Consider the following 18,680-nt stretch of genomic DNA (forward strand, 5'->3'; position numbering starts at 1 on the left):
CGCCCCGCCACCGCGGACCCACGCGTCAGACCCAGCCTCGTTCCCGAGCCAGCAGTGCCGCCTGCGCACGGCTGCCGGCGCCGAGGATGCGGAGCAGGTCGGCGATGTGCCGCCGATAGGTCCGCACGGAGATCTTCAGCTCCCTGGCACCGACCTCGTCCTTCTCGACCCGGCACATGGATTCCAGCACCAGCCGCTCCGTCTCGGACAGCCCGCCGCTGGTGGTGTCCGTCGGATCGGTGAGCTCGGCCAGGGGCTGGGCCTGGTCCCAGATCTTCTCGAACAGCGCCAGGATGTTGGCCACGAGCCCGGTCTCCCGCGCCATCAGCGCGCCCCGTGCCGTGTCCGACGGATCGAGCGGGACGAGCGCCGTGCGCCGGTCGAAGACGATGATGCGCTCCGTCACCTCCTCTGTCACCCGGATCTCGGCCCCGTGCGCGGCGATCTCCCGCAGGTAGGCGAGCGTCGGCGGATCGTCGAGGGCCTCCTTGATGACGATGTTCCGGATGCGCAGGCCCCGCCGCAGGCAGCGCAGGTCCAGGGGGCGCGAGTGCGCGATGCTGTCGGCGGTCAGCGCGGTGTAGGGGTCGACGGACAGCACCTCCTCACGGGCGAAGAAGGCCAGGTCGTCCAGTCGGCTGCGGATCTGCGGAATGCTCTCCATCCGCTCCACGCTCTGCGGCGGGAGCGCGTGCACCCCTTGTTCGGCACAGAGGGAGGCCGTCAAGTGGCGTGCCTGCGTGACGGCTTGCAACTCCTGATGCAGTTCCCGCAGGCGTACGTCGATCAGCTGGTCGACGGCCGTGGCCGGGTCCGCCGCGGACAGGGTGGGGCCGCCTTCGCCTTCCGTGGATCTCAGCAGACGCAGTTCGCACAGCCGGTCCCTGGCGGCCGCGGCGGACTCGAGCGAGGTGTGGAACAGAAGATGGATGTCGTCCGCGGAGGTGTCGGGATTACGCAGGAAGTGCCGGTAGATCGACTCCTCCAGTGCGGAGATACCCAGGACGGACAGGTCGTTGACGGTCAAATCTTGCTCCCCGGTTTTCTGCCGACGCGCCTGGTCAGGTGGCGTGCGCGGCGTTGGGGCTGATCGTAATGGGATAGCAAAGTAGGCAAGTAGCCCCCGTAGCGGCGCGATCCGCGTCTGTCGAATCGGATCCCGGCGCTTCTTCCGTGCCCGTGTTGCCTCCTGAAGGGGGATCAGGCCGGCGCGAGGACGGCGGATCGCCCCCGCGCCGGCCTGCGGACAACAGGCGCCGCGTACGCGCTGACCTGCGCGATCACTGGGTGGCGAGAGGTGGAGGAAGCCCATGGACGGCCTCGGGCGGGTACGCAACTCGGAGGCTGTTCCCCGGCGGGCTGGACCATCCGAGTGGTGTTCATCAGAAGAACTGCGCAGCGGCGGCGTCGCTCCCCCACTTCTCGGAATGCGTACACATCATGAGGAAGGTATGTAAAGCGCTCAACCCGAAAGCGAGGGGTCATGGCCACCTTCAAGGTCAGGAATCTGTGGAACGCGTTCATCACCGCGTTCTTTGCTCTGCTTGCCTCGGTGGGGTTCACCACCGCCGCGACCGCCGCCACGGCACAGCCGGCCGCGCAGTCCCCGGAGGAGCCGGCCGGCGCGGCCCGTCCGAAGGCGCTGCGCGCGACGGTTCCGGCTCAGACCAGGCGGGAAGTCACATGGCCGGCGCCGACGGTGCGCGACCGGTCGCTGCCACCCACGATGAAGCAGCGCATCAGCGCCGAGGCACACGGGTCGTCTCCCGCTGTGCGGCATCTGTCAGGGCTCGACAGGAGCGGCGCGTACCCGGTCGCACCGTACGGAGGCGCGTTCGGCGCCCCCGCGTCACCCGGTGTCTCCTCGGCAGCCGCACCTGTTCCCGCGGTGCCGTCCCCCGCAGCATCCGCCTCCGCCGACGCGGCAAGGCCCACCACCCGCTTCGGTGACAGCCCGTCGATGAGCAACGCCACAGGCGCCGACACTCGGTCCGGCAACCGGACCGCTCCTTCGGCCGCCCCCTCCGCGGACTCCCAGGCCGGCGTCTCCGACGGCTCCTCCGCCGCAACCACGGCCGACGTCGCCGACAGCTCTTCCGGTGCCGCTCCGACCGGTGCTGCCGAAGTCTCTGCCGCGCCGGCCACGGTCTCCCGCACCCTCGCGGCCGTCCCCGCCGAGTCCCCGGCGGACGCCCCCGCAGACTCCGCGGTCGTCCTCACGGCCGATTTCGCGGCCGCGCGCAATGACCAGGGTGACGGCCCCGCACTCCTCGCAGCATGAGGCGCCGGGAGCGTTCTCCACTCCCGGCGCCTGTCGTAGGACGGACAAGTCGTCAGCGGCGGTCCTCGTCGCCCGCCTCGGCCTCGTCCTGCTTCACCTGGACGTCAGGGTCCAGCCCGGCCTGGGTGCTGCCGTCGACCGACGTCAGCGGGGCACGGTCGGAGACCTCCGTCGCAGCGGGCGGTTCCACCAGCCAGTCGGGATTGGCCTGCTTGTCCCACCACTTCCAAGCGGCGAAAGCCCCGCCGGCCAGTACGCCGAGGACCGCGAGACCCTTGGCGAGACGACCGGCCTTCGACCGCCGCTCGTGCTTCCTCACAAGCTTCCGAATCTCCTTGGCCGTCACCTGACCGCGTAGCGCGGCCAGAGCGGCAGCCGAACGGGCCGTAGCCTCCTCACGAACGGGCTGAGCCACGGCCATCGCGTGCTCGACACGCGGGACGGTGTAGTCGGCCGCCTGACGGGCGGCCCTCCTGGCCTGTACCGCTGCGCGGCGCGCGGCCACATCGACTTTCGGCGGTACGTGTGGTGCGACACGACTGCCGTACTGAACACGGGCCGCGGTAGCGGCCTGCGAAACCTTCGGCGCGAGCCGTACGCGGGCCTCGTGCGCATAATGCGCGGCCTGGTCCTTGGCCGTGCCGGCGTAAGGCGCCACCACGTCCGCGGCGTGCAGCACGCTGTCCTTCGCCGTACCGGTCGCGGCGCGCACGCTGTCCATGCGGGTCACGGGATCCTCCTCCTCGGTGGCGTTCTGAGGGTGACCGGGGTTGTCCCCAGTTGGGGTACAGTCCCGCCTTTCCACCCGATTGAAAATCATGCCCGTTGAACGCCGCCCCGGCATGCGGGGCGGGCATCCGGGTCATGCCGGGAGCTTGTGGACGACGATGCCACGGATCCCCCCAAAGCGTGCCGCTCGGGCGACGACCCGGCGGCCTTTCTCCGTGAGCGGCTCTTCCGTGCAAGGATCGGGAGACGTCAGAGAAGACTTACGGAAGGCAGATCGTGGCCGAGCAGCTTTACGCCACCCTGAAGACCAACCAAGGCGACATCGAGATCCGGCTTCTGCCGAACCACGCGCCCAAGACGGTCAAGAACTTCGTCGAGCTCGCGCAGGGCAAGAGGGAGTGGGTCAATCCGGCGACCGGCAAGAAGTCCACGGACAGGCTGTACGACGGCACGGTCTTCCACCGCGTGATCAGCGGCTTCATGATTCAGGGCGGCGACCCGCTGGGCAACGGCACGGGCGGCCCGGGCTACGAGTTCGAGGACGAGTTCCACCCGGACCTGGCCTTCGACAAGCCGTACCTGCTGGCCATGGCCAACGCCGGTCCGGGGACCAACGGCTCCCAGTTCTTCATCACCGTGGCCCCGACCGCGTGGCTGACGCGCAAGCACACCATTTTCGGTGAGGTCAGCACCGACGCCGGCAAGAAGGTCGTCGACGCGATCGTGGGCACCCAGACGAACCCGCGCACCGACCGGCCCGTCAACGACGTCGTGATCGAGTCCGTCGTCGTCGAGACGCGCTGACGCCCGCCGCAGGCGGTTTTCCCCAGGGGAACCTTTGCGCCCCGTCCATCCGTAAGGATGGGCGGGGCGACGTCGTGAGCCCAGATTGGTGAGGTGATCCCATGGACCAGGCGCCAGGCGGTCCGCAGGAGCCGGGGGACGCCCACGGCCTGCGCAGTTGCTACCGCCACCCCGGCCGCGAGACGGGCATCACGTGCACCCGTTGCGAGCGGCCGATCTGCACGGACTGCATGGTCGACGCGTCTGTCGGGTTCCACTGCCCGGAGTGCGTCCGCACCGGTTCCGGTACGGGACACCACCCGAACGCGACCCGGCCGCGGACCATCGCGGGTGGTGCGATCACGGCAGACCCACGGCTGATGACAAAGATCATCCTGGCCCTCAACATCGCCATGTTCGGTCTGGCGCTCGGGCTCGAGGACCAGTTCGTCCACCGGTTCACGATGATCGGCTACGCGTACGACCGTAGCCTCGCGGAGGTCGTGGGCGTCGCGGACGGCGAGTGGTACCGCCTGGCCACGGCGATGTTCCTCCATCAGGAGGCGTGGCACATCTTCTTCAACATGCTGCTGCTGTGGTGGCTGGGCGGCCCGCTGGAGGAGGCGCTCGGGCGGGTGCGCTACCTCGCGCTCTACCTGATCTCGGGCCTGGCCGGCAGCGCCCTCACCTATCTGCTCGAGACGCCGGACCAAGGGTCGCTGGGCGCCTCCGGCGCGATTTACGGCCTGCTCGGCGCCACCGTGGTGCTGATGCGCAGGCTGCGGCAGGACCTGCGTCCGATCATGGTGCTCATCGCGATCAACCTGGTCATCACGTTCTTCTGGGCGAACATCGCCTGGCAGGCGCACATCGGCGGCCTGGTCGCCGGAGTCGTGATCGCGTACGGCCTGGTGCACGCACCGCAGGGAAAGCGCCGCAACGCCGTGCAGCTCGCCGTCTGCGCGGCGGTCCTACTCCTGAGCGTCGTCGCTGTCGTGGCCAGGACCGCCGCCATCACATGACCTGACAGCAACGGGAGTGGAGCTTTCCCCAGAGTTGTCCACAGCGTGTGGCGGATCTTGTGCATCGTGTGTGGAACAAGCGTGCCCCTTGTCCCTGACCTGGGTTTTTTCAGGAGAGACAAGGGGCTGATCGCTTCACCGGCCCGGCTGCCGCAGTCACATCGGCGTCAACGGGCCGAGAGTTATCCACAGATCTTCTGACCTTTTCCCCGGCCTGTGGAAAACGGTGTGGACAACTGGGGACCCGGCCCCGTGCCCGGCTGCGGAGCAGCTACTTCCACTGGGTGGAGACGCCGAACCCGGCGGCGATGAAACCGAAGCCGGCGACGATGTTCCAGTTGCCGAAGCTCTTGATCGGCAGGTCGCCCTCGGTCACGTAGAACAGGACGATCCAAGCGAGTCCGATCAGGAACAGGGCGAGCATCACCGGCGCGACCCAGCTGCGGTTGGTGAGCTTTATGGTCGCCGCCTGCTTCGCGGCCGGAGGCGGCGTGAAGTCGGCCTTCTTGCGGATACGTGACTTCGGCACGAGGGACTCTCCTGTCGATGCGCTGCGTTACCGCGCAGGGAACTGTGGCTGGCGCCGGGGCCGGAGCCAGGGGGGCCACTGCCGCCCCCGGGCGTCCGTTAGCGTAGTGCTTCCGCGGTGCCGAAGGAGATAAGGGTACGTTGAGCAATTCTGCCGACTCCCCGCAAGGCCCCGTTCGCCGCTCGAAGTGGCGACCGGTCCGGCTGCTGACGGCTGCCGTTTTCGCCCTCGCGGGGCTGATCTTCGTGACCAGCTTCAACACCGCCAAGGGTACGGACCTGCGCACCGACGACTCCTTGCTGAGGCTCTCGGACCTGATCAAGCAGCGCAGCGAGAAGAACGGCGACCTCGAGGAGTCCACCTCGGCCGTGCGCGGCGACGTGGACGCCCTCGCACAGCGCGACGACGGCTCCACCGAGGCCGAGGACGCGAAGCTGGCGGCGCTGGAGAAGACCGCGGGCACGGAGCCCCTCAAAGGCAGTGCCCTGACCGTCACCCTCGACGACGCCCCGCCGGACGCCCGGGCCGCCCCCGGCTACCCGGAGCCGCAGGCCAACGACCTGGTCATCCACCAGCAGGACCTGCAAGCCGTCGTCAACGCCCTGTGGCAGGGCGGCGCCAAGGGCATCCGCGTCATGGACCAGCGGCTGATCTCCACCAGCGCCGTGCGCTGCGTGGGCAACACGCTGATCCTCCAGGGCCGGGTCTACTCACCGCCCTACAAGGTCACCGCCGTCGGTGACCAGGACGTGCTCAAGAAGGCACTCGCCGACTCTCCCGCGATCCAGAACTACCAGCTGTACGTGGAGGCCTACGGTCTCGGCTGGAAGGTCGACGAGAACGAGACCGTGACTCTCCCCGGCTACTCCGGCACAGTGGATCTGCACTACGCGAAACCCGTCGGGTAAGCCTGCCTGTGGCGCTTGGGGGAGCCGGTGTCGATATCGGTGCGTGCGCTCGTGAGGACCTTCAGCGAGCTGTGCATCACCATCGGCGCCCTGATCGTGCTTTTCGTCGTCCATCTGCTGTTCTGGACCGGGATCGAGGCCGACAGGGCCACGGCCGGCGAGATCGGCAGACTGCGGGCCGACTGGGCGGCGAACGCGCCCGAGCCCGGCAGTGCACCCGCACCCGGGCCGACGGCCACGGCGTACGAGCCAGGTGAGCCCTTCGCGGTCATGTACATCCCCCGGTTCGGCAAGAACTGGGACCGGCCCGTTCTCCAGGGCACGGAGCCCGGGGTGCTCAGGAAGGGGCTCGGGCACTACGCCTCCACGGGCAGGCTCGGAGCCACCGGCAACTTCGCGGTCGCGGGCCACCGTCGTACGCACGGAGACCCGTTCAAGGATTTTCCGGAGCTGCGTCCCGGTGACGAAGTCGTGCTCACCGACGGTACGACCTGGTTCACCTACCGCATCGCGAACAGGCCCCACCGGACCGTCCCCGACGACATCGGCGTGATCGAACCGGTGCCCCGCCCGCTCCGGCGGGAGGCGGCACCCTTCGACGAGCCGGGGCGCTATCTGACACTCACCACCTGCGAGCCCGAGTGGGGCAGCAGCCACCGTCTCGTCGTCTGGGCGCACCTCGATGCGACCCACCCTGTGACCGACGGCGAACCACCGGCTTTGCGCAGCTGACCCACAGGCCTCCGCGGCCCTTTAGTCTGGTGCCGTACCGAACGGAAAGGGACGGCATGTACGGCTGGATCTGGCGGCATCTGCCGGGCAACGCGTGGGTGCGGGCGGCTCTCTCGCTCGTGCTCGTCCTGGCGGTCGTCTACGTGCTGTTCCAGTACGTCTTCCCGTGGGCCGAACCGTTGCTCCCGTTCGGTGACGTGACGGTCGACGGAGAGGGAGCAGCCCGATGAGCGCGCGCATTCTCGTCGTCGACAACTACGACAGCTTTGTCTTCAACCTCGTCCAGTACCTGTACCAGCTCGGCGCGGAGTGCGAGGTGGTGCGCAACGACGAGGTCGCCCTCGAGCACGCGCAGGACGGCTTCGACGGGGTGCTGCTGTCACCCGGTCCCGGCGCTCCCGAGGAGGCCGGCGTGTGCATCGACATGGTGCGGCACTGCGCGGCCACCGGAGTGCCCGTGTTCGGCGTGTGCCTGGGCATGCAGTCGATGGCCGTCGCGTACGGCGGGGTGGTGGACCGGGCCCCCGAGCTGCTGCACGGCAAGACCTCGCCGGTCACCCACGAGGGCACGGGCGTCTTCGAGGGCCTGCCGTCACCCTTCATCGCGACCCGCTACCACTCGCTGGCGGCGGAGCCGGCGCGGTTCCCGGCCGAGCTGGAAGTGACGGCCCGTACGGCGGACGGCATCATCATGGGGCTGCGCCACCGTGAACTGCCGGTCGAGGGCGTGCAGTTCCACCCCGAGTCGGTTCTCACCGAACACGGCCATCGGATGCTCGCCAACTGGCTGGAGCAGTGCGGCGACGCCGGGGCTGTCGGGCGTTCGGCGGGACTCGCACCGGTGGTGGGCAAGGCTCTGGCGTGAGCGCCGTGCGCCCGGGGCACGAGCACGAATACGAGTACGAGGGCCGGTACGGGTACGGCCCCGAGGGGCAGGAGCCCGCGTACGACCCGTTGACGGACCCCCTGCCTCCTGACCGGCAGGGCTCACCGTGGTTCCGGGCGACGAACATCCCGCCGGAAGCGGACGACGCGGCACCGGACTTCGGCGCCACCGGCATGGCGGCGCCCGCCGGGCCACAGCGGCAGGAGCCGGAGCCGCAGGAGTGGGCGGCGCTCCAACAGCCCCTGAACGCCGCGGAGGAGCCCCCGCACGACTGGTACGCGCCCGGGGCGGCGGCGGACCCTGTCACGGCCTCCTTGCCCGCACAGGCGCCCGCGCCGGGGCAGGAACAACGGCGAACCCCCGTGTCGGACCCGATTCTTGTGCCCGACGACGAGACGGTGGCCCTGCGCACGTCCGACACCCGCCGTGCGGCGGAGACACCACCGGGTCCGGGGCGGGCCGAGCGGCGACGCGCCGCCAAGGGCCGCGGTCGCAGACGCGCTTCCGCCCCGGCAGCGGCACCGGTGGCCGGGGAGCCGGGGAAGCCGCTCTCCCGGGTCGAGGCCCGGCGTGCGGCGCGTGCCGCGAAGGACAGCCCGGCGGTCATCGCCAGCCGTGCCATCGGTGAACTGTTCATCACCTTCGGCGTATTGATGCTGCTGTTCGTCACCTACCAGCTGTGGTGGACGAACGTGCTCGCCGGACAACAGGCCGACAAGGCGGCGAACAAGATCCAGGACGACTGGGCGAACGGCCGCAAGCCCGACGCGTTCGAGCCCGGTCAGGGATTCGCCATCATGTACATCCCCAAGCTGGACGTCGTCGTGCCGATCGCGGAGGGCATCGACAAGCAGAGCGTGCTCGACCGGGGCATGGTCGGCCACTACGGCGAGGGAAAGCTCAAGACGGCGATGCCCGAGGACAAACAGGGCAACTTCGCGGTCGCGGGCCACCGCAACACCCACGGCGAGCCGTTCCGGTACATCAACCGCCTCGAGCCCGGAGATCCGATCGTCGTCGAGACGCAGGACACGTACTACACGTACGAGATGGCGAACATCCTTCCGCAGACCTCGCCGTCGAACGTGAGCGTGATCAGTCCTGTACCGGCGCAGTCCGGGTTCAAGGGGCCCGGCCGTTACATCACATTGACGACCTGCACCCCAGAATTCACGAGTACATATCGAATGATCGTGTGGGGCAAGATGGTCGAGGAACGGCCGCGCAGCAAGGGCAAACCCGACGCGCTCGTCGGCTGAGACACCTCAAGACAGGGAACAGGTGCAGTGGCACGTGCACGAGGCCGGGTCGCCGGCGCCATCAGTGTCTTCGGAGAGCTGCTGATCACCGCGGGTGTGGTGCTGGGGCTCTTCGTCGTCTACTCGCTGTGGTGGACCAACGTTCTGGCCGACCGCGAGTCGTCCAGGCAGGGCGACCGGATCCGCGACGACTGGGCGAACAGCGGCCCCGGGGCGCTGGACACGAAGGACGGCATCGGCTTCCTCCACGTACCCGCGATGGGCGACGACGAGGTCCTGGTGAAGAAGGGCACGAACACCAAGGAGCTCAACAACGGCATCGCCGGTTACTACACCGAGCCGATCAAGTCGGCCCTCCCCTGGGACGACAAGGGCAACTTCACGCTGGCCGCGCACAGGGACGGGCACGGAGCCAAGTTCCACAACATCCACAAGATCAAGAACGGTGATCCGGTCGTCTTCGAGACCAAGGACACCTGGTACGTCTACAAGGTCTACAAGACGCTGCCGAAGACGTCGAAGTACAACGTGGAGGTCCTGCAGCCGGTCCCGAAGGAGTCCGGGAAGACGAAGCCGGGCCGCTACATCACGCTGACGACGTGCACGCCGATCTACACCTCGGACTACCGGTACATCGTGTGGGGCGAGCTGGAGCGCACGGAAAAGGTCGACGCGAAGCGCACGCCTCCGGCGGAGCTGCGCTAGGTTCCCACCGCCCCGGACGCGGGTGAGCCCCGGCACCCTTGGGGGTGCCGGGGCTCACTGCTTGCCGTTCGCGGAGGCGGGCGTCAGTCGTCGCCGCCGATTCCGCCGAAGAAGCCGCCGCCGTCGTTGCCGCCGTTCCCGTTGCCGCCGTTGCCGCCGTCACCACCGATCGTCGTGAGGACGATCGGTGTGGTGGCCGGGTCGGCGGGAGTGCCGGGGGGAGGATTGGAGCCGGTGACGATCGCGTTGTCGTCGCCCGGGTTGCCGGGCGCGACCTGTACGTTGGTGAAGCCGGCCTGGGCAAGGATCTGCTTCGCCTCACCGACCCGCTTGCCAAGGATCTGGGCGGGGACCGGTACCTGGGTCTGGGCCGGGCCCTTGGAGACCTGGAGGGTGACCTTGCTGCCCTTGGCCACCTTGCCGGGCTGCGGGTCCTGGGCGACGACCTGGTTCGCCGGCTTGTCCGAGTCGACGTCGACCCTGACGACCTCGAACCCGAGCAGCTCGAGCTGGTTCTTCGCCTGTTCGAACTGCTGGTCGACGACGTTGGGCAGGTCCCGCTTGGCCTGCTTGGCGACGGTCAGTGTCACCGTCGCGCCGGTCTCGGCCATGGAGCGGCCTTCGGGGGTCTGCTCGAGGACCGTGCCGGGCTCCTCCTCCGCGGACTCGACTTCCTTCGTCTCGACCTCGAACTTGTCAGCTTCGAGGATCTCCGTCGCGGATTCGACGTCCTTGTCCACGACGTCCGGGACCTTGACCTTCGGCGCGCCCTCCGAGACGACGACCTGGATCGTCTCGCCCTCGTTCATCTTCTCCGGGGGCGCCGGGTCCTGGGAGCAGATACTGCCCTTCGGCTGGTCGCAGCGCGCCGTGCTGGCCTGGGAGACCTCCACCTTGGAGTTCTCGGCCGCTCTCTGGGCGTCGCTCATCGTGAGGCCGACCAGCCGCGGCACGTCCACCTCTGCGGTGCCGCCGGTGGGACCGAAGAGGGACTTGCCGATCAGCACCGCGCCGACGAGCACCAGGATGCCCGCGAGCACCAGCAGGATCGTCGAGGTGTTGGACTTCTTCTGGCGGCGGCGGTCCGGACGGTCGTCGTAGGAGCCGAAGCCGCCGTCGTCCGGGTTCATGGGCGGCAGCATCGACGTCTGGCCGGCCGGGTCGGCCTGGCGCAGCGCCGCGGTCTGCTGGTCGTCCCCGTAACCGCCGCCGTAGCCGACCGCACCCATCGCGGCCGTGGCCGCGACCGGCTGGCCGTCGAGGCACGCCTCGATGTCCGCGCGCATCTCGTCCGCGGACTGGTAGCGGTAGTCGGGGTCCTTGACGAGCGCCTTCAACACGATCGCGTCCATCTCGGGCGTGATCTCGGGGTCGAAGTTGCTCGGCGGCTGAGGCTCTTCCCGTACGTGCTGGTAGGCCACCGCCACCGGGGAGTCGCCCACGAAGGGGGGACGCACGGTGAGGAGCTCGTAGAGCAGGCAGCCGGTGGAGTAGAGGTCCGAGCGGGCGTCGACCTGCTCGCCCTTGGCCTGCTCCGGGGAGAGGTACTGGGCGGTGCCGATGACGGCGGCCGTCTGCGTCATGGTCATGCCGGAGTCGCCCATGGCCCGGGCGATGCCGAAGTCCATGACCTTGACCTGACCGGTGCGCGTCAGCATGACGTTCGCCGGCTTGATGTCACGGTGGACGATCCCGGCGCGGTGCGAGTACTCCAGCGCCTGGAGGATGCCCACGGTCATCTCGAGCGTGCGCTCGGGCAGCAGCTTGCGGCCGGAGTGAAGCAGCTCACGCAGCGTGGAGCCGTCGACGTACTCCATGACGATGTACGGGATCGAGACCCCGGACCCGCCGGCGCCGCCGTCGTACACCATGTCCTCGCCGGTGTCGTAGACAGCGACGATCGCGGGGTGGTTGAGGGAGGCGGCAGACTGGGCCTCACGGCGGAACCGGGCCTGGAAGGACGGGTCGCGGGCGAGGTCGGCCCGCAGCGTCTTCACGGCGACAGTGCGGCCGAGCCGGGTGTCGTGGGCGAGGTAGACCTCGGCCATGCCACCACGGCCGAGCACCGAGCCCAGTTCATACCGGCCGCCGAGGCGACGCGGCTCTTCCATAACTGTTCCAGCCCTCTCCGTCAGTCCCGACCGCACCCGTGTGTGGTCCTCCGGTGTGCTGTTTCGCGCAAAGGCTACCGGGCACGCCGTACTTGATCCGCCCGCAATCGGCAGCTGATACCCGACCGGTATCGCAATGTGCAGGTATGGAGGCCGGGAGTGATCCTCGTCACTGCCTGTCGCCCAGCACCGCCTGCATCACGGCCTTGGCGATCGGGGCCGCGAGGCCGCCACCCGAGATGTCGTCACGGCGGGCGTTGCTGTCCTCGACGACGACCGCGACGGCTACCGGTGAGCCGTTGTCGGTCTTGGCGTACGAGATGAACCAGGCGTACGGGTTCTTGCTGTTGTTCTCACCGTGCTGCGCCGTACCGGTCTTTCCGCCGACCTTGACGCCGTCGATGGCGGCGTTGCCGCCGGTGCCGTTCTCGACGACGTTCTCCATCATCTGCTGGAGCAGCTGGGCGTTCTCCGCGGAGATCGGCCGGCTCATCTCCTCAGGGTCGTTCTGCTGGATGACGTCCAAGTCGGGGGAGACCAGCTTGTCGACCATGTACGGCTTCATCAGCCTGCCGTCGTTGGCGATCGCCGCCGTGACCATCGCCATCTGCAGCGGGGTGGCCGCGGTGTTGAACTGGCCGATGGAGGACTGCGCGTTGCCGTCCCGGCTCATCTTCTTGTCGTAGACGGAGGCGGCGGCACGGATCGGGGTGTCGATCTCCGTGTTGTTGAAGCCGAACTTCTCCGCCATCTCGACCATCTTGTCGCGGCTCACGTCATCGCCCAGCTTGGCGAAGACGGAGTTGCAGGAGACCTCCATGGCCCTGTTCAGGGTGGCGTTCTCGCAGCCACTCGCGTGGTTGACCATGGGGGTGCGGGTGCCCGGCAGGATGTACGGCTCCGGAGTCTCCGTCGGGTCGTTGATGTCCTTGACCGCACCGTATTCGAGTGCCGCGGCAGCCGTGAGCACCTTGAACGTGGAGCCCGGCGGGTACGTCTCGCGCAGCGCGCGGTTGAGCATCGGCTTGTCGGGGTCGTTGGTCAGCGCTGTCCACGCCTTCCCGTCCTTCTCCAGACGGCCGGCGAAGGACGAGGGATCGTACGACGGGGTGGAGGCCAGGGCGAGGATCTTGCCGGTCTTCGGGTCGATCGCCGCGACGGCGCCCTTCTTGTCGCCGAGTCCCTTGTAGGCCGCTTCCTGCGCCTTGCCGCTGAGGGTGGTGACGGCGTTGCCGCCCTTCTTCTTGTCGCCGGTGAACATCGCCATCGTGCGGTCGAAGAAGAGCTGGTCCGAATTGCCGCTGAGGATGCCGTCCTCGAGCTTCTCGAGCTGATTGGCACCGAAGACCTGCGAGGCGTAACCCGTCACGGGAGCCCACATGGGCCCGTTGGTGTAGGTCCGCTTGTACTTGTAGTAGTTGTCGTCCGTCTCGACGGAGCCGGTGATCGACTTGCCGTCGACGATGATGTTGCCGCGTTCGTGCGCGTAGCGCTCGATCTCGACGCGCTTGTTGTACTTGTTCGCGTTGAGCTCGTCGGCCCGGACGTACTGGAGCCAGTTGTCCCGGATCATCAGGGCGAGGACCAGGATTCCGCAGAAGATCGCGATCCGGCGCAGAGGCTTGTTCACGGTCGGACCACCTGGGTCATCTCGGCGTCAGGGGACGGTGCGGGGGAAGGCGCGGGGCGGCGCGCGGTGTCGCTGATACGGATCAGGATGCCGATCAGCGCCCAGTTGGCGATCACGGACGAACCACCGGCCGCGAGGAACGGCATCGTCATACCGGTCAGCGGGATGAGGCCCATCACACCGCCCGCGACGACGAAGACCTGGAGCGCGAACGCGCCGGAGAGGCCGATCGCGAAGAGCTTTCCGAACGGGTCGCGCGCGGCGAGGGCCGTGCGGACACCGCGCTCGATGATGAGTCCGTACAGGAGCAGGAACGCCATCACGCCCGCCAGGCCGAGCTCTTCGCCGACGGTGGCGAAGATGAAGTCGGAGTTGGCGGCGAAGGCGATCAGGTCGGAGTTGCCCTGTCCCCAGCCGGTACCCAGCGTTCCACCGGCGCCGAACGACATCAGCACCTGGGTCATCTGGTCGCAGGCGTTCAGCATGTTCGAGCCTTCGGGGGCCGTCTCCAGGCATCCGAACGGGTCGAGCCACGCTGCCACACGGGACTGGACATGGCTGGCGAACGAGGAGACGACGACGGCTCCGCCCGCGGACATCAGCAGACCCATGACGATCCAGCTGGTCCGCTCGGTGGCGACGTACAGCATGATCACGAACATGCCGAAGAACAGCAGCGAGGTGCCGAGGTCGTTCTCGAAGACCAGGATGAGCAGGCTCATCGCCCAGATCGTGAGGATCGGTCCGAGGTCACGACCGCGCGGCAGATAGAGCCCCATGAACCGGCGGCTGGCGAGGGCGAGCGCGTCACGCTTCACCATCAGGTAGCCGGAGAAGAACACCGCGATCACGATCTTCGCGAACTCACCGGGCTGGATGGAGAAGCCGCCGACCCGGATCCAGATCTTGGCGCCGAAGACGTCCGCGCCGAGCCCCGGGACGAGCGGCAGCAGCAGCAGGACGATGGAGACCGCCATCGAGATGTACGTGAAGCGCTGCAGGACCCGGTGGTCCTTCATGACCAGCAGCACGCCGACGAACAGCGCGATGCCGAGTGCCGAGTACATCAGCTGGTTCGTCGCCTGCGGGGCGAAGTCGCTGCGCGCGAGGAGCCGGGGAGACTGGTCCAGCCGCCAGATGAGCACCAGGCCGAGGCCGTTCAGCAGTGTCGCCAGCGGCAGCATCAGCGGATCGGCGTACCTGGCGAACCGGCGCACCACGAGGTGGGCCACGCCCGCGAGCAGGCCGAGGCCGAGGCCGTAACCGAGGACGCCTGCCGGCAGCTCGCCGTCGAGGGCGAGGCCGACGTTGATGTAGGCGAACACCGGGATGGCGACGGCGAAACCGAGCAGCATCAGCTCGGTGTTCCGCCGGCTCGGTGCGTCGATCGCGCCGATCGTGGTCGTGTTGGTGACAACGCTCATGGTGGAGAAGGCCCCCTACGGACGATTACTGCTTGCCGCAGTTCGAGGCCAGCTTCTGCTCCTCCTCCGAGAGGGTGGGACCCGGGGAGGGAGAGGCTGCGGTCGGCTTGGTCTGTGCGTCCTGGGTAGTGGGCGTGCCGGCGGTGCCGCCGGCCTCGCCCTCGCCGGGAGGCGGGGTGCTCGCGCGATCGGCCGCCTCGCGCCGCTCCTCGTTCTTCTTGCAGGCGCCTGCCTGCTTGGCGAGCTCGTCGATCTTCGCGCGGGCCGTGACGAGGCTGTCCTCGGTGATCGTCGCCTCGACCTGCTTGCGCTGGTAGGGCGGTAGGTACTTGAGTTCGATCTCGGGGTGGTCCTTCTCGACCTCCGAGAGCGAGAGCCAGGCGAGGTCCTGGCTGATGCCGCGGTACAGGGCTACGTGCTCGCCCTTGGTGCCCACGTAGTACTGGGTCTGCGTCCAGCGGTAGCCGCCGTACAGACCGCCGCCGAGGACCGCCAGCGCGAGCACGGTGTACAGCGAGCGCTTCAGCCACTTACGGCCTCCGCGCTTGACGAAGTCGTCGTCCGTGTAGGCGCCGAAGCTGCCCTCGGGGGGCATGCCGCCGTAGCCGCCGTCGCCGGATCCGGGCGGGCCGAAACTCCCGTTGGGGGCCTCCGGCGCGGAGGGACGTCCCAGTCCCGCGGCGCGGCCGGCCGGCGTCTGCATGGCGCCGCCGTCGTTCAGCTGGTGCTGGTTCTCGGCGACCGCGCCGACGACGACGGGGGTGTCGCTGAGCTGCCCGGCCAGGGTGTCGCCCGAGTCGGTGTCGAGGACGTCGGCGACGATGCAGGTGATGTTGTCGGGACCGCCGCCGCGCAGGGCGAGCTGGATCAGGTCCTGCACGGTCTCCTGCGGGCCCTGGTAGCTGGCGAGCGTCTCCTCCATGGTCTGGTGGGAGACGACGCCGGACAGCCCGTCGGAGCAGATCAGGTAGCGGTCACCGGCGCGGACCTCGCGGATGGAGAGGTCGGGCTCCACATGGTCGCCGCTACCGAGCGCGCGCATCAGCAGGGAGCGCTGCGGGTGGGTGGTGGCTTCCTCTTCGGTGATCCGGCCCTCGTCCACGAGCCGCTGTACCCAGGTGTGGTCCTGGGTGATCTGCGTCAGCACGCCGTCGCGCAGCAGGTACGCGCGGGAGTCGCCGACGTGGACGAGGCCGAGCCGCTGGCCCGTCCACAGCAGGGCGGTGAGCGTGGTGCCCATGCCCTCGAGCTGCGGGTCCTCCTCGACCATCATCCGGAGCTGGTCGTTGGCACGCTGAACGGCGGTGCCGAGCGAGGTGAGGATGTCGGAGCCGGGCACGTCGTCGTCGAGGGTGACCAGCGTGGAGATGACCTCGGAGGAGGCGACCTCGCCGGCCGCCTGGCCACCCATGCCGTCGGCGATGGCCAGCAGACGGGGGCCGGCGTAACCGGAGTCCTCGTTGCCCTCGCGGATCATGCCTTTGTGCGATCCGGCGGCGAAACGCAGAGAAAGACTCATGCGCACCTCACCCGTCGGCTCGCCGGTCGACTGTCGCGCCAGCCGGTCTCGAGCCACACTGCCCACCCTCCGGTCGGGAGCCCGTGCCGGTCGCCGGTGGGGACCGCTGCGGCTCGCTCGCTCCGCTCGCTCATTGTCGTACTACTTCCGCAGCTCGATGACGGTCTTGCCGATGCGGATCGGCGCGCCCAGCGGAATCGGTGTCGGGGTGGTGAGTCGGGTCCGGTCGAGATATGTGCCGTTGGTGGACCCGAGATCCTCGACGATCCACTGGCCGTCACGGTCCGGGTAGATCCTGGCATGCCTGCTGGACGCGTAGTCGTCGTCCAGCACGATCGTGGAGTCGTGCGCCCGGCCCAGGGTGATGGTCTGGCCCTGGAGGGCGACGGTGGTGCCTGTGAGTGTGCCTTCGGACACGACCAGCTTCGTCGGCGCTCCACGCCGCTGGCGGCCGCCGGCCTGTTGGCGCTGCTGCGGCGGCGCGGCGTTCTGGCGCGGCTGCTGCGGACGCGCGTCGGCGCCGCGGCGCGAACCGCGCTGCGTCACCCGCGTACCGAACAGATCGCTGCGAATGACCTGGACGGCCACGATGACGAACAGCCACAGAACGGCCAGGAAACCTAGCCGCATGACCGTCAGGGTCAGCTCTGACATTGCCCCCGCTTCACCCTTCGGCTTGCCGGTAAACGATGGTGGTGCTGCCCACGACGATCCGCGAGCCGTCGCGGAGCGTAGCGCGGGTGGTGTGCTGCCCGTCCACCACGATGCCGTTGGTGGACCCGAGATCCTGGATCGTCGAGGGCGTTCCGGTCCGGATCTCACAGTGCCGGCGCGATACGCCGGGGTCGTCGATCCGCACATCGGCGTCGGTGCTGCGACCCAGCACCAGCGTCGGGCGGGAGATCTGATGGCGGGTGCCATTGATCTCGATCCAGCGTCGTACTTGTGCGTTCGGCATGGCGCCCGGGCCTGCTGCGCGCTGGCCCGCAGCGGGGCCGGGACGCGGACCCGCGGCCATGCCGGGAGGTGGTGCGGCCGGCATGGGAGGAGCACCGGCTGGAGGGTAACCGTAGCCGCCGGCGGGGCCGGCCACTGCCTGGGGGCCTCCGCCGGGCCTGCCTCCGGGGGCCTGTGACGTACTCGACGCCAGTGTGCGGCTGCGTACCCGGTACAGACCCGTGTCGAGGTCGTCCGCCTTCTCGAGGTGGACCTTGATCGGGCCCATGAAGGTGTAGCGCTGCTGCTTGGCGTAGTCACGGACCAGGCCGGAGAGCTCGTCGCCGAGCTGGCCCGAGTACGGGCTCAGGCGCTCGAAGTCGGGCGCGCTGAGCTCGACGATGAAATCGTTGGGGACGACGGTCCGTTCGCGGTTCCAGATCGTCGCGTTGTTGTCGCACTCCCGCTGGAGGGCGCCCGCGATCTCGACAGGCTGGACCTCGGACTTGAACACCTTGGCGAAGGTGCCGTTGACCAGACCTTCGAGACGCTGCTCGAAACGCTTCAGGACTCCCATGGGGCACCTCCTCCGTTGCTGTCGTCCTGGTACTGCTTACTGATCGTATCCACGCGTCGGGAAATCGGCTGGTTCCCCTTGTCTGCCCCGTCGATGAGTGTCACCTCTCACACCGGATCGTAGAGGCGGCCTCCTGACAGTGTCCCGCACCCGGGGTGCATACAGGAGGAGTGGGGGGCGCCGCCGTTCGTTCCCCCGACCGCTCGCTTCGTTCCCTGTTCGTTCACCGGGCCACCCAAACAAACGGATGTGAATCCACCCTGTGCAGCGTGCTAATCTTCTGCATGTCGCCAGGGGGTCGCACCGAACAGGTGAGGCACTCGAGCACAACACCCAATGCGCGGGTGGCGGAATAGGCAGACGCGCTGGATTCAGGTTCCAGTGCCCGAAAGGGCGTGGGGGTTCAACTCCCCCCTCGCGCACAGCGGAGAAGGGTCTCCACCGGACGAAAGTCCTGGTGGGGGCCCTTTTCTCATGCCTCGGAGCGGGTCGGGCGCGTACGTCGGTACGCCGGGGCCACCGCTGATGTTTCACGTGGAACGTCCGCCGGCCGGCGACTGATCGGGATCGGTTCCGCCCTGGCTGCGCGGCTTGTACCGGGGTTTTCCACAGGGGCAGACGGCCGTCGGGACACGGCGGTACCGTCAGG

18 protein-coding genes and 1 tRNA gene are annotated in these 18,680 nt (G+C 68.6%); 10 read left to right on the forward strand and 9 right to left on the reverse strand.

Features of this window, described 5'->3' with window-relative positions; genetic code table 11:
- Positions 1-25: 25 nt before the first annotated feature.
- Positions 26-1,027 carry a helix-turn-helix domain-containing protein gene (locus tag AB0K36_RS02840; protein WP_005314895.1) on the reverse strand — a complete coding sequence of 334 codons (1,002 nt, stop codon included), beginning with the start codon at positions 1,025-1,027 and terminating at the stop codon, positions 26-28.
- 456 nt (positions 1,028-1,483) lie between these two features.
- Here AB0K36_RS02840 and AB0K36_RS34690 point away from each other — a divergent pair, with 456 nt between their 5' ends.
- A complete protein-coding gene (locus AB0K36_RS34690) occupies positions 1,484-2,281 on the forward strand; it encodes a DUF6344 domain-containing protein (protein ID WP_435877761.1) in 798 nt (265 codons plus the stop codon).
- Between the two features lie 52 nt (positions 2,282-2,333).
- Here AB0K36_RS34690 and AB0K36_RS02850 read toward each other — a convergent pair whose 3' ends face one another.
- Positions 2,334-3,011: a DUF5324 family protein gene (locus tag AB0K36_RS02850; RefSeq protein ID WP_364587317.1), complete on the reverse strand. Its 678-nt coding sequence runs from the start codon at positions 3,009-3,011 to the stop codon at positions 2,334-2,336.
- 275 nt (positions 3,012-3,286) lie between these two features.
- On the opposite strand from AB0K36_RS02850, the gene AB0K36_RS02855 reads away from it, so the two are divergent.
- Both AB0K36_RS02855 and AB0K36_RS02860 read left to right on the forward strand, forming a co-directional pair.
- A complete protein-coding gene (locus AB0K36_RS02855; protein WP_189473187.1) occupies positions 3,287-3,814 on the forward strand; it encodes a peptidylprolyl isomerase in 528 nt (175 codons plus the stop codon).
- Positions 3,815-3,915: 101 nt separating this feature from the next.
- The gene (locus AB0K36_RS02860) at positions 3,916-4,815 is read left to right on the forward strand and encodes a rhomboid family intramembrane serine protease (RefSeq protein WP_364587320.1); all 900 of its coding nucleotides are present in this window, start codon (positions 3,916-3,918) and stop codon (positions 4,813-4,815) included.
- A 271-nt stretch (positions 4,816-5,086) separates the two neighbouring features.
- Here the strand turns inward: AB0K36_RS02860 and crgA are convergent, their stop codons facing one another.
- Positions 5,087-5,344: a cell division protein CrgA gene (gene crgA, locus AB0K36_RS02865; protein WP_159689758.1), complete on the reverse strand. Its 258-nt coding sequence runs from the start codon at positions 5,342-5,344 to the stop codon at positions 5,087-5,089.
- A 140-nt stretch (positions 5,345-5,484) separates the two neighbouring features.
- Between crgA and AB0K36_RS02870 the strand changes: the two genes are divergently transcribed.
- Genes AB0K36_RS02870 through AB0K36_RS02895 form a run of 6 tightly spaced genes read left to right on the forward strand, consistent with a single transcriptional unit; the run spans position 5,485 to position 9,834 of the window.
- Complete coding sequence (locus AB0K36_RS02870; protein ID WP_364587323.1) at positions 5,485-6,252, forward strand: DUF881 domain-containing protein; 768 nt, start codon at positions 5,485-5,487, stop codon at positions 6,250-6,252.
- Between the two features lie 33 nt (positions 6,253-6,285).
- Positions 6,286-6,984, forward strand: coding sequence for a class E sortase (locus tag AB0K36_RS02875; protein ID WP_364587729.1), 699 nt, complete (start codon positions 6,286-6,288; stop codon positions 6,982-6,984).
- A 56-nt stretch (positions 6,985-7,040) separates the two neighbouring features.
- Positions 7,041-7,214, forward strand: coding sequence for a hypothetical protein (locus AB0K36_RS02880; RefSeq protein WP_159689746.1), 174 nt, complete (start codon positions 7,041-7,043; stop codon positions 7,212-7,214).
- Positions 7,211-7,849: an aminodeoxychorismate/anthranilate synthase component II gene (locus AB0K36_RS02885; RefSeq protein ID WP_364587327.1), complete on the forward strand. Its 639-nt coding sequence runs from the start codon at positions 7,211-7,213 to the stop codon at positions 7,847-7,849. Before AB0K36_RS02880 ends, AB0K36_RS02885 begins: the two co-directional genes overlap by 4 nt.
- On the forward strand, positions 7,846-9,129 hold the full coding sequence (locus tag AB0K36_RS02890) for a class E sortase (RefSeq protein WP_364587330.1): 1,284 nt from the start codon (positions 7,846-7,848) through the stop codon (positions 9,127-9,129). Before AB0K36_RS02885 ends, AB0K36_RS02890 begins: the two co-directional genes overlap by 4 nt.
- Before the next feature lie 27 nt (positions 9,130-9,156).
- Positions 9,157-9,834, forward strand: a complete 678-nt coding sequence (locus AB0K36_RS02895; RefSeq protein WP_364587333.1) for a class E sortase — start codon at positions 9,157-9,159, stop codon at positions 9,832-9,834.
- 83 nt (positions 9,835-9,917) lie between these two features.
- Here AB0K36_RS02895 and pknB read toward each other — a convergent pair whose 3' ends face one another.
- The 6 genes from pknB to AB0K36_RS02925 form a co-directional block, all read right to left on the reverse strand.
- Entirely contained in the window at positions 9,918-11,945 is a 2,028-nt protein-coding gene (pknB, locus tag AB0K36_RS02900) for a Stk1 family PASTA domain-containing Ser/Thr kinase (protein ID WP_364587336.1), read from the reverse strand.
- Between the two features lie 169 nt (positions 11,946-12,114).
- Positions 12,115-13,575 (reverse strand): peptidoglycan D,D-transpeptidase FtsI family protein, encoded by a 1,461-nt coding sequence (locus AB0K36_RS02905; protein ID WP_189473201.1) that lies wholly within the window; start codon positions 13,573-13,575, stop codon positions 12,115-12,117.
- Entirely contained in the window at positions 13,572-14,999 is a 1,428-nt protein-coding gene (locus tag AB0K36_RS02910) for an FtsW/RodA/SpoVE family cell cycle protein (protein WP_159689727.1), read from the reverse strand. The genes AB0K36_RS02905 and AB0K36_RS02910 overlap by 4 nt, the downstream gene beginning before the upstream one ends.
- 25 nt (positions 15,000-15,024) lie before the next feature.
- A complete protein-coding gene (locus AB0K36_RS02915; protein ID WP_364587339.1) occupies positions 15,025-16,518 on the reverse strand; it encodes a Stp1/IreP family PP2C-type Ser/Thr phosphatase in 1,494 nt (497 codons plus the stop codon).
- Positions 16,519-16,659: 141 nt separating this feature from the next.
- A complete protein-coding gene (locus AB0K36_RS02920; RefSeq protein WP_005314841.1) occupies positions 16,660-17,172 on the reverse strand; it encodes an FHA domain-containing protein FhaB/FipA in 513 nt (170 codons plus the stop codon).
- A 10-nt stretch (positions 17,173-17,182) separates the two neighbouring features.
- Positions 17,183-18,031: an FHA domain-containing protein gene (locus AB0K36_RS02925; protein ID WP_189473206.1), complete on the reverse strand. Its 849-nt coding sequence runs from the start codon at positions 18,029-18,031 to the stop codon at positions 17,183-17,185.
- 338 nt (positions 18,032-18,369) lie between these two features.
- Here AB0K36_RS02925 and AB0K36_RS02930 point away from each other — a divergent pair.
- A tRNA-Leu gene (locus AB0K36_RS02930) sits at positions 18,370-18,453 on the forward strand.
- Positions 18,454-18,680: the final 227 nt, after the last annotated feature.

The organism is Streptomyces kurssanovii, assembly GCF_040677245.1.
GTDB lineage: Bacteria > Actinomycetota > Actinomycetes > Streptomycetales > Streptomycetaceae > Streptomyces > Streptomyces kurssanovii.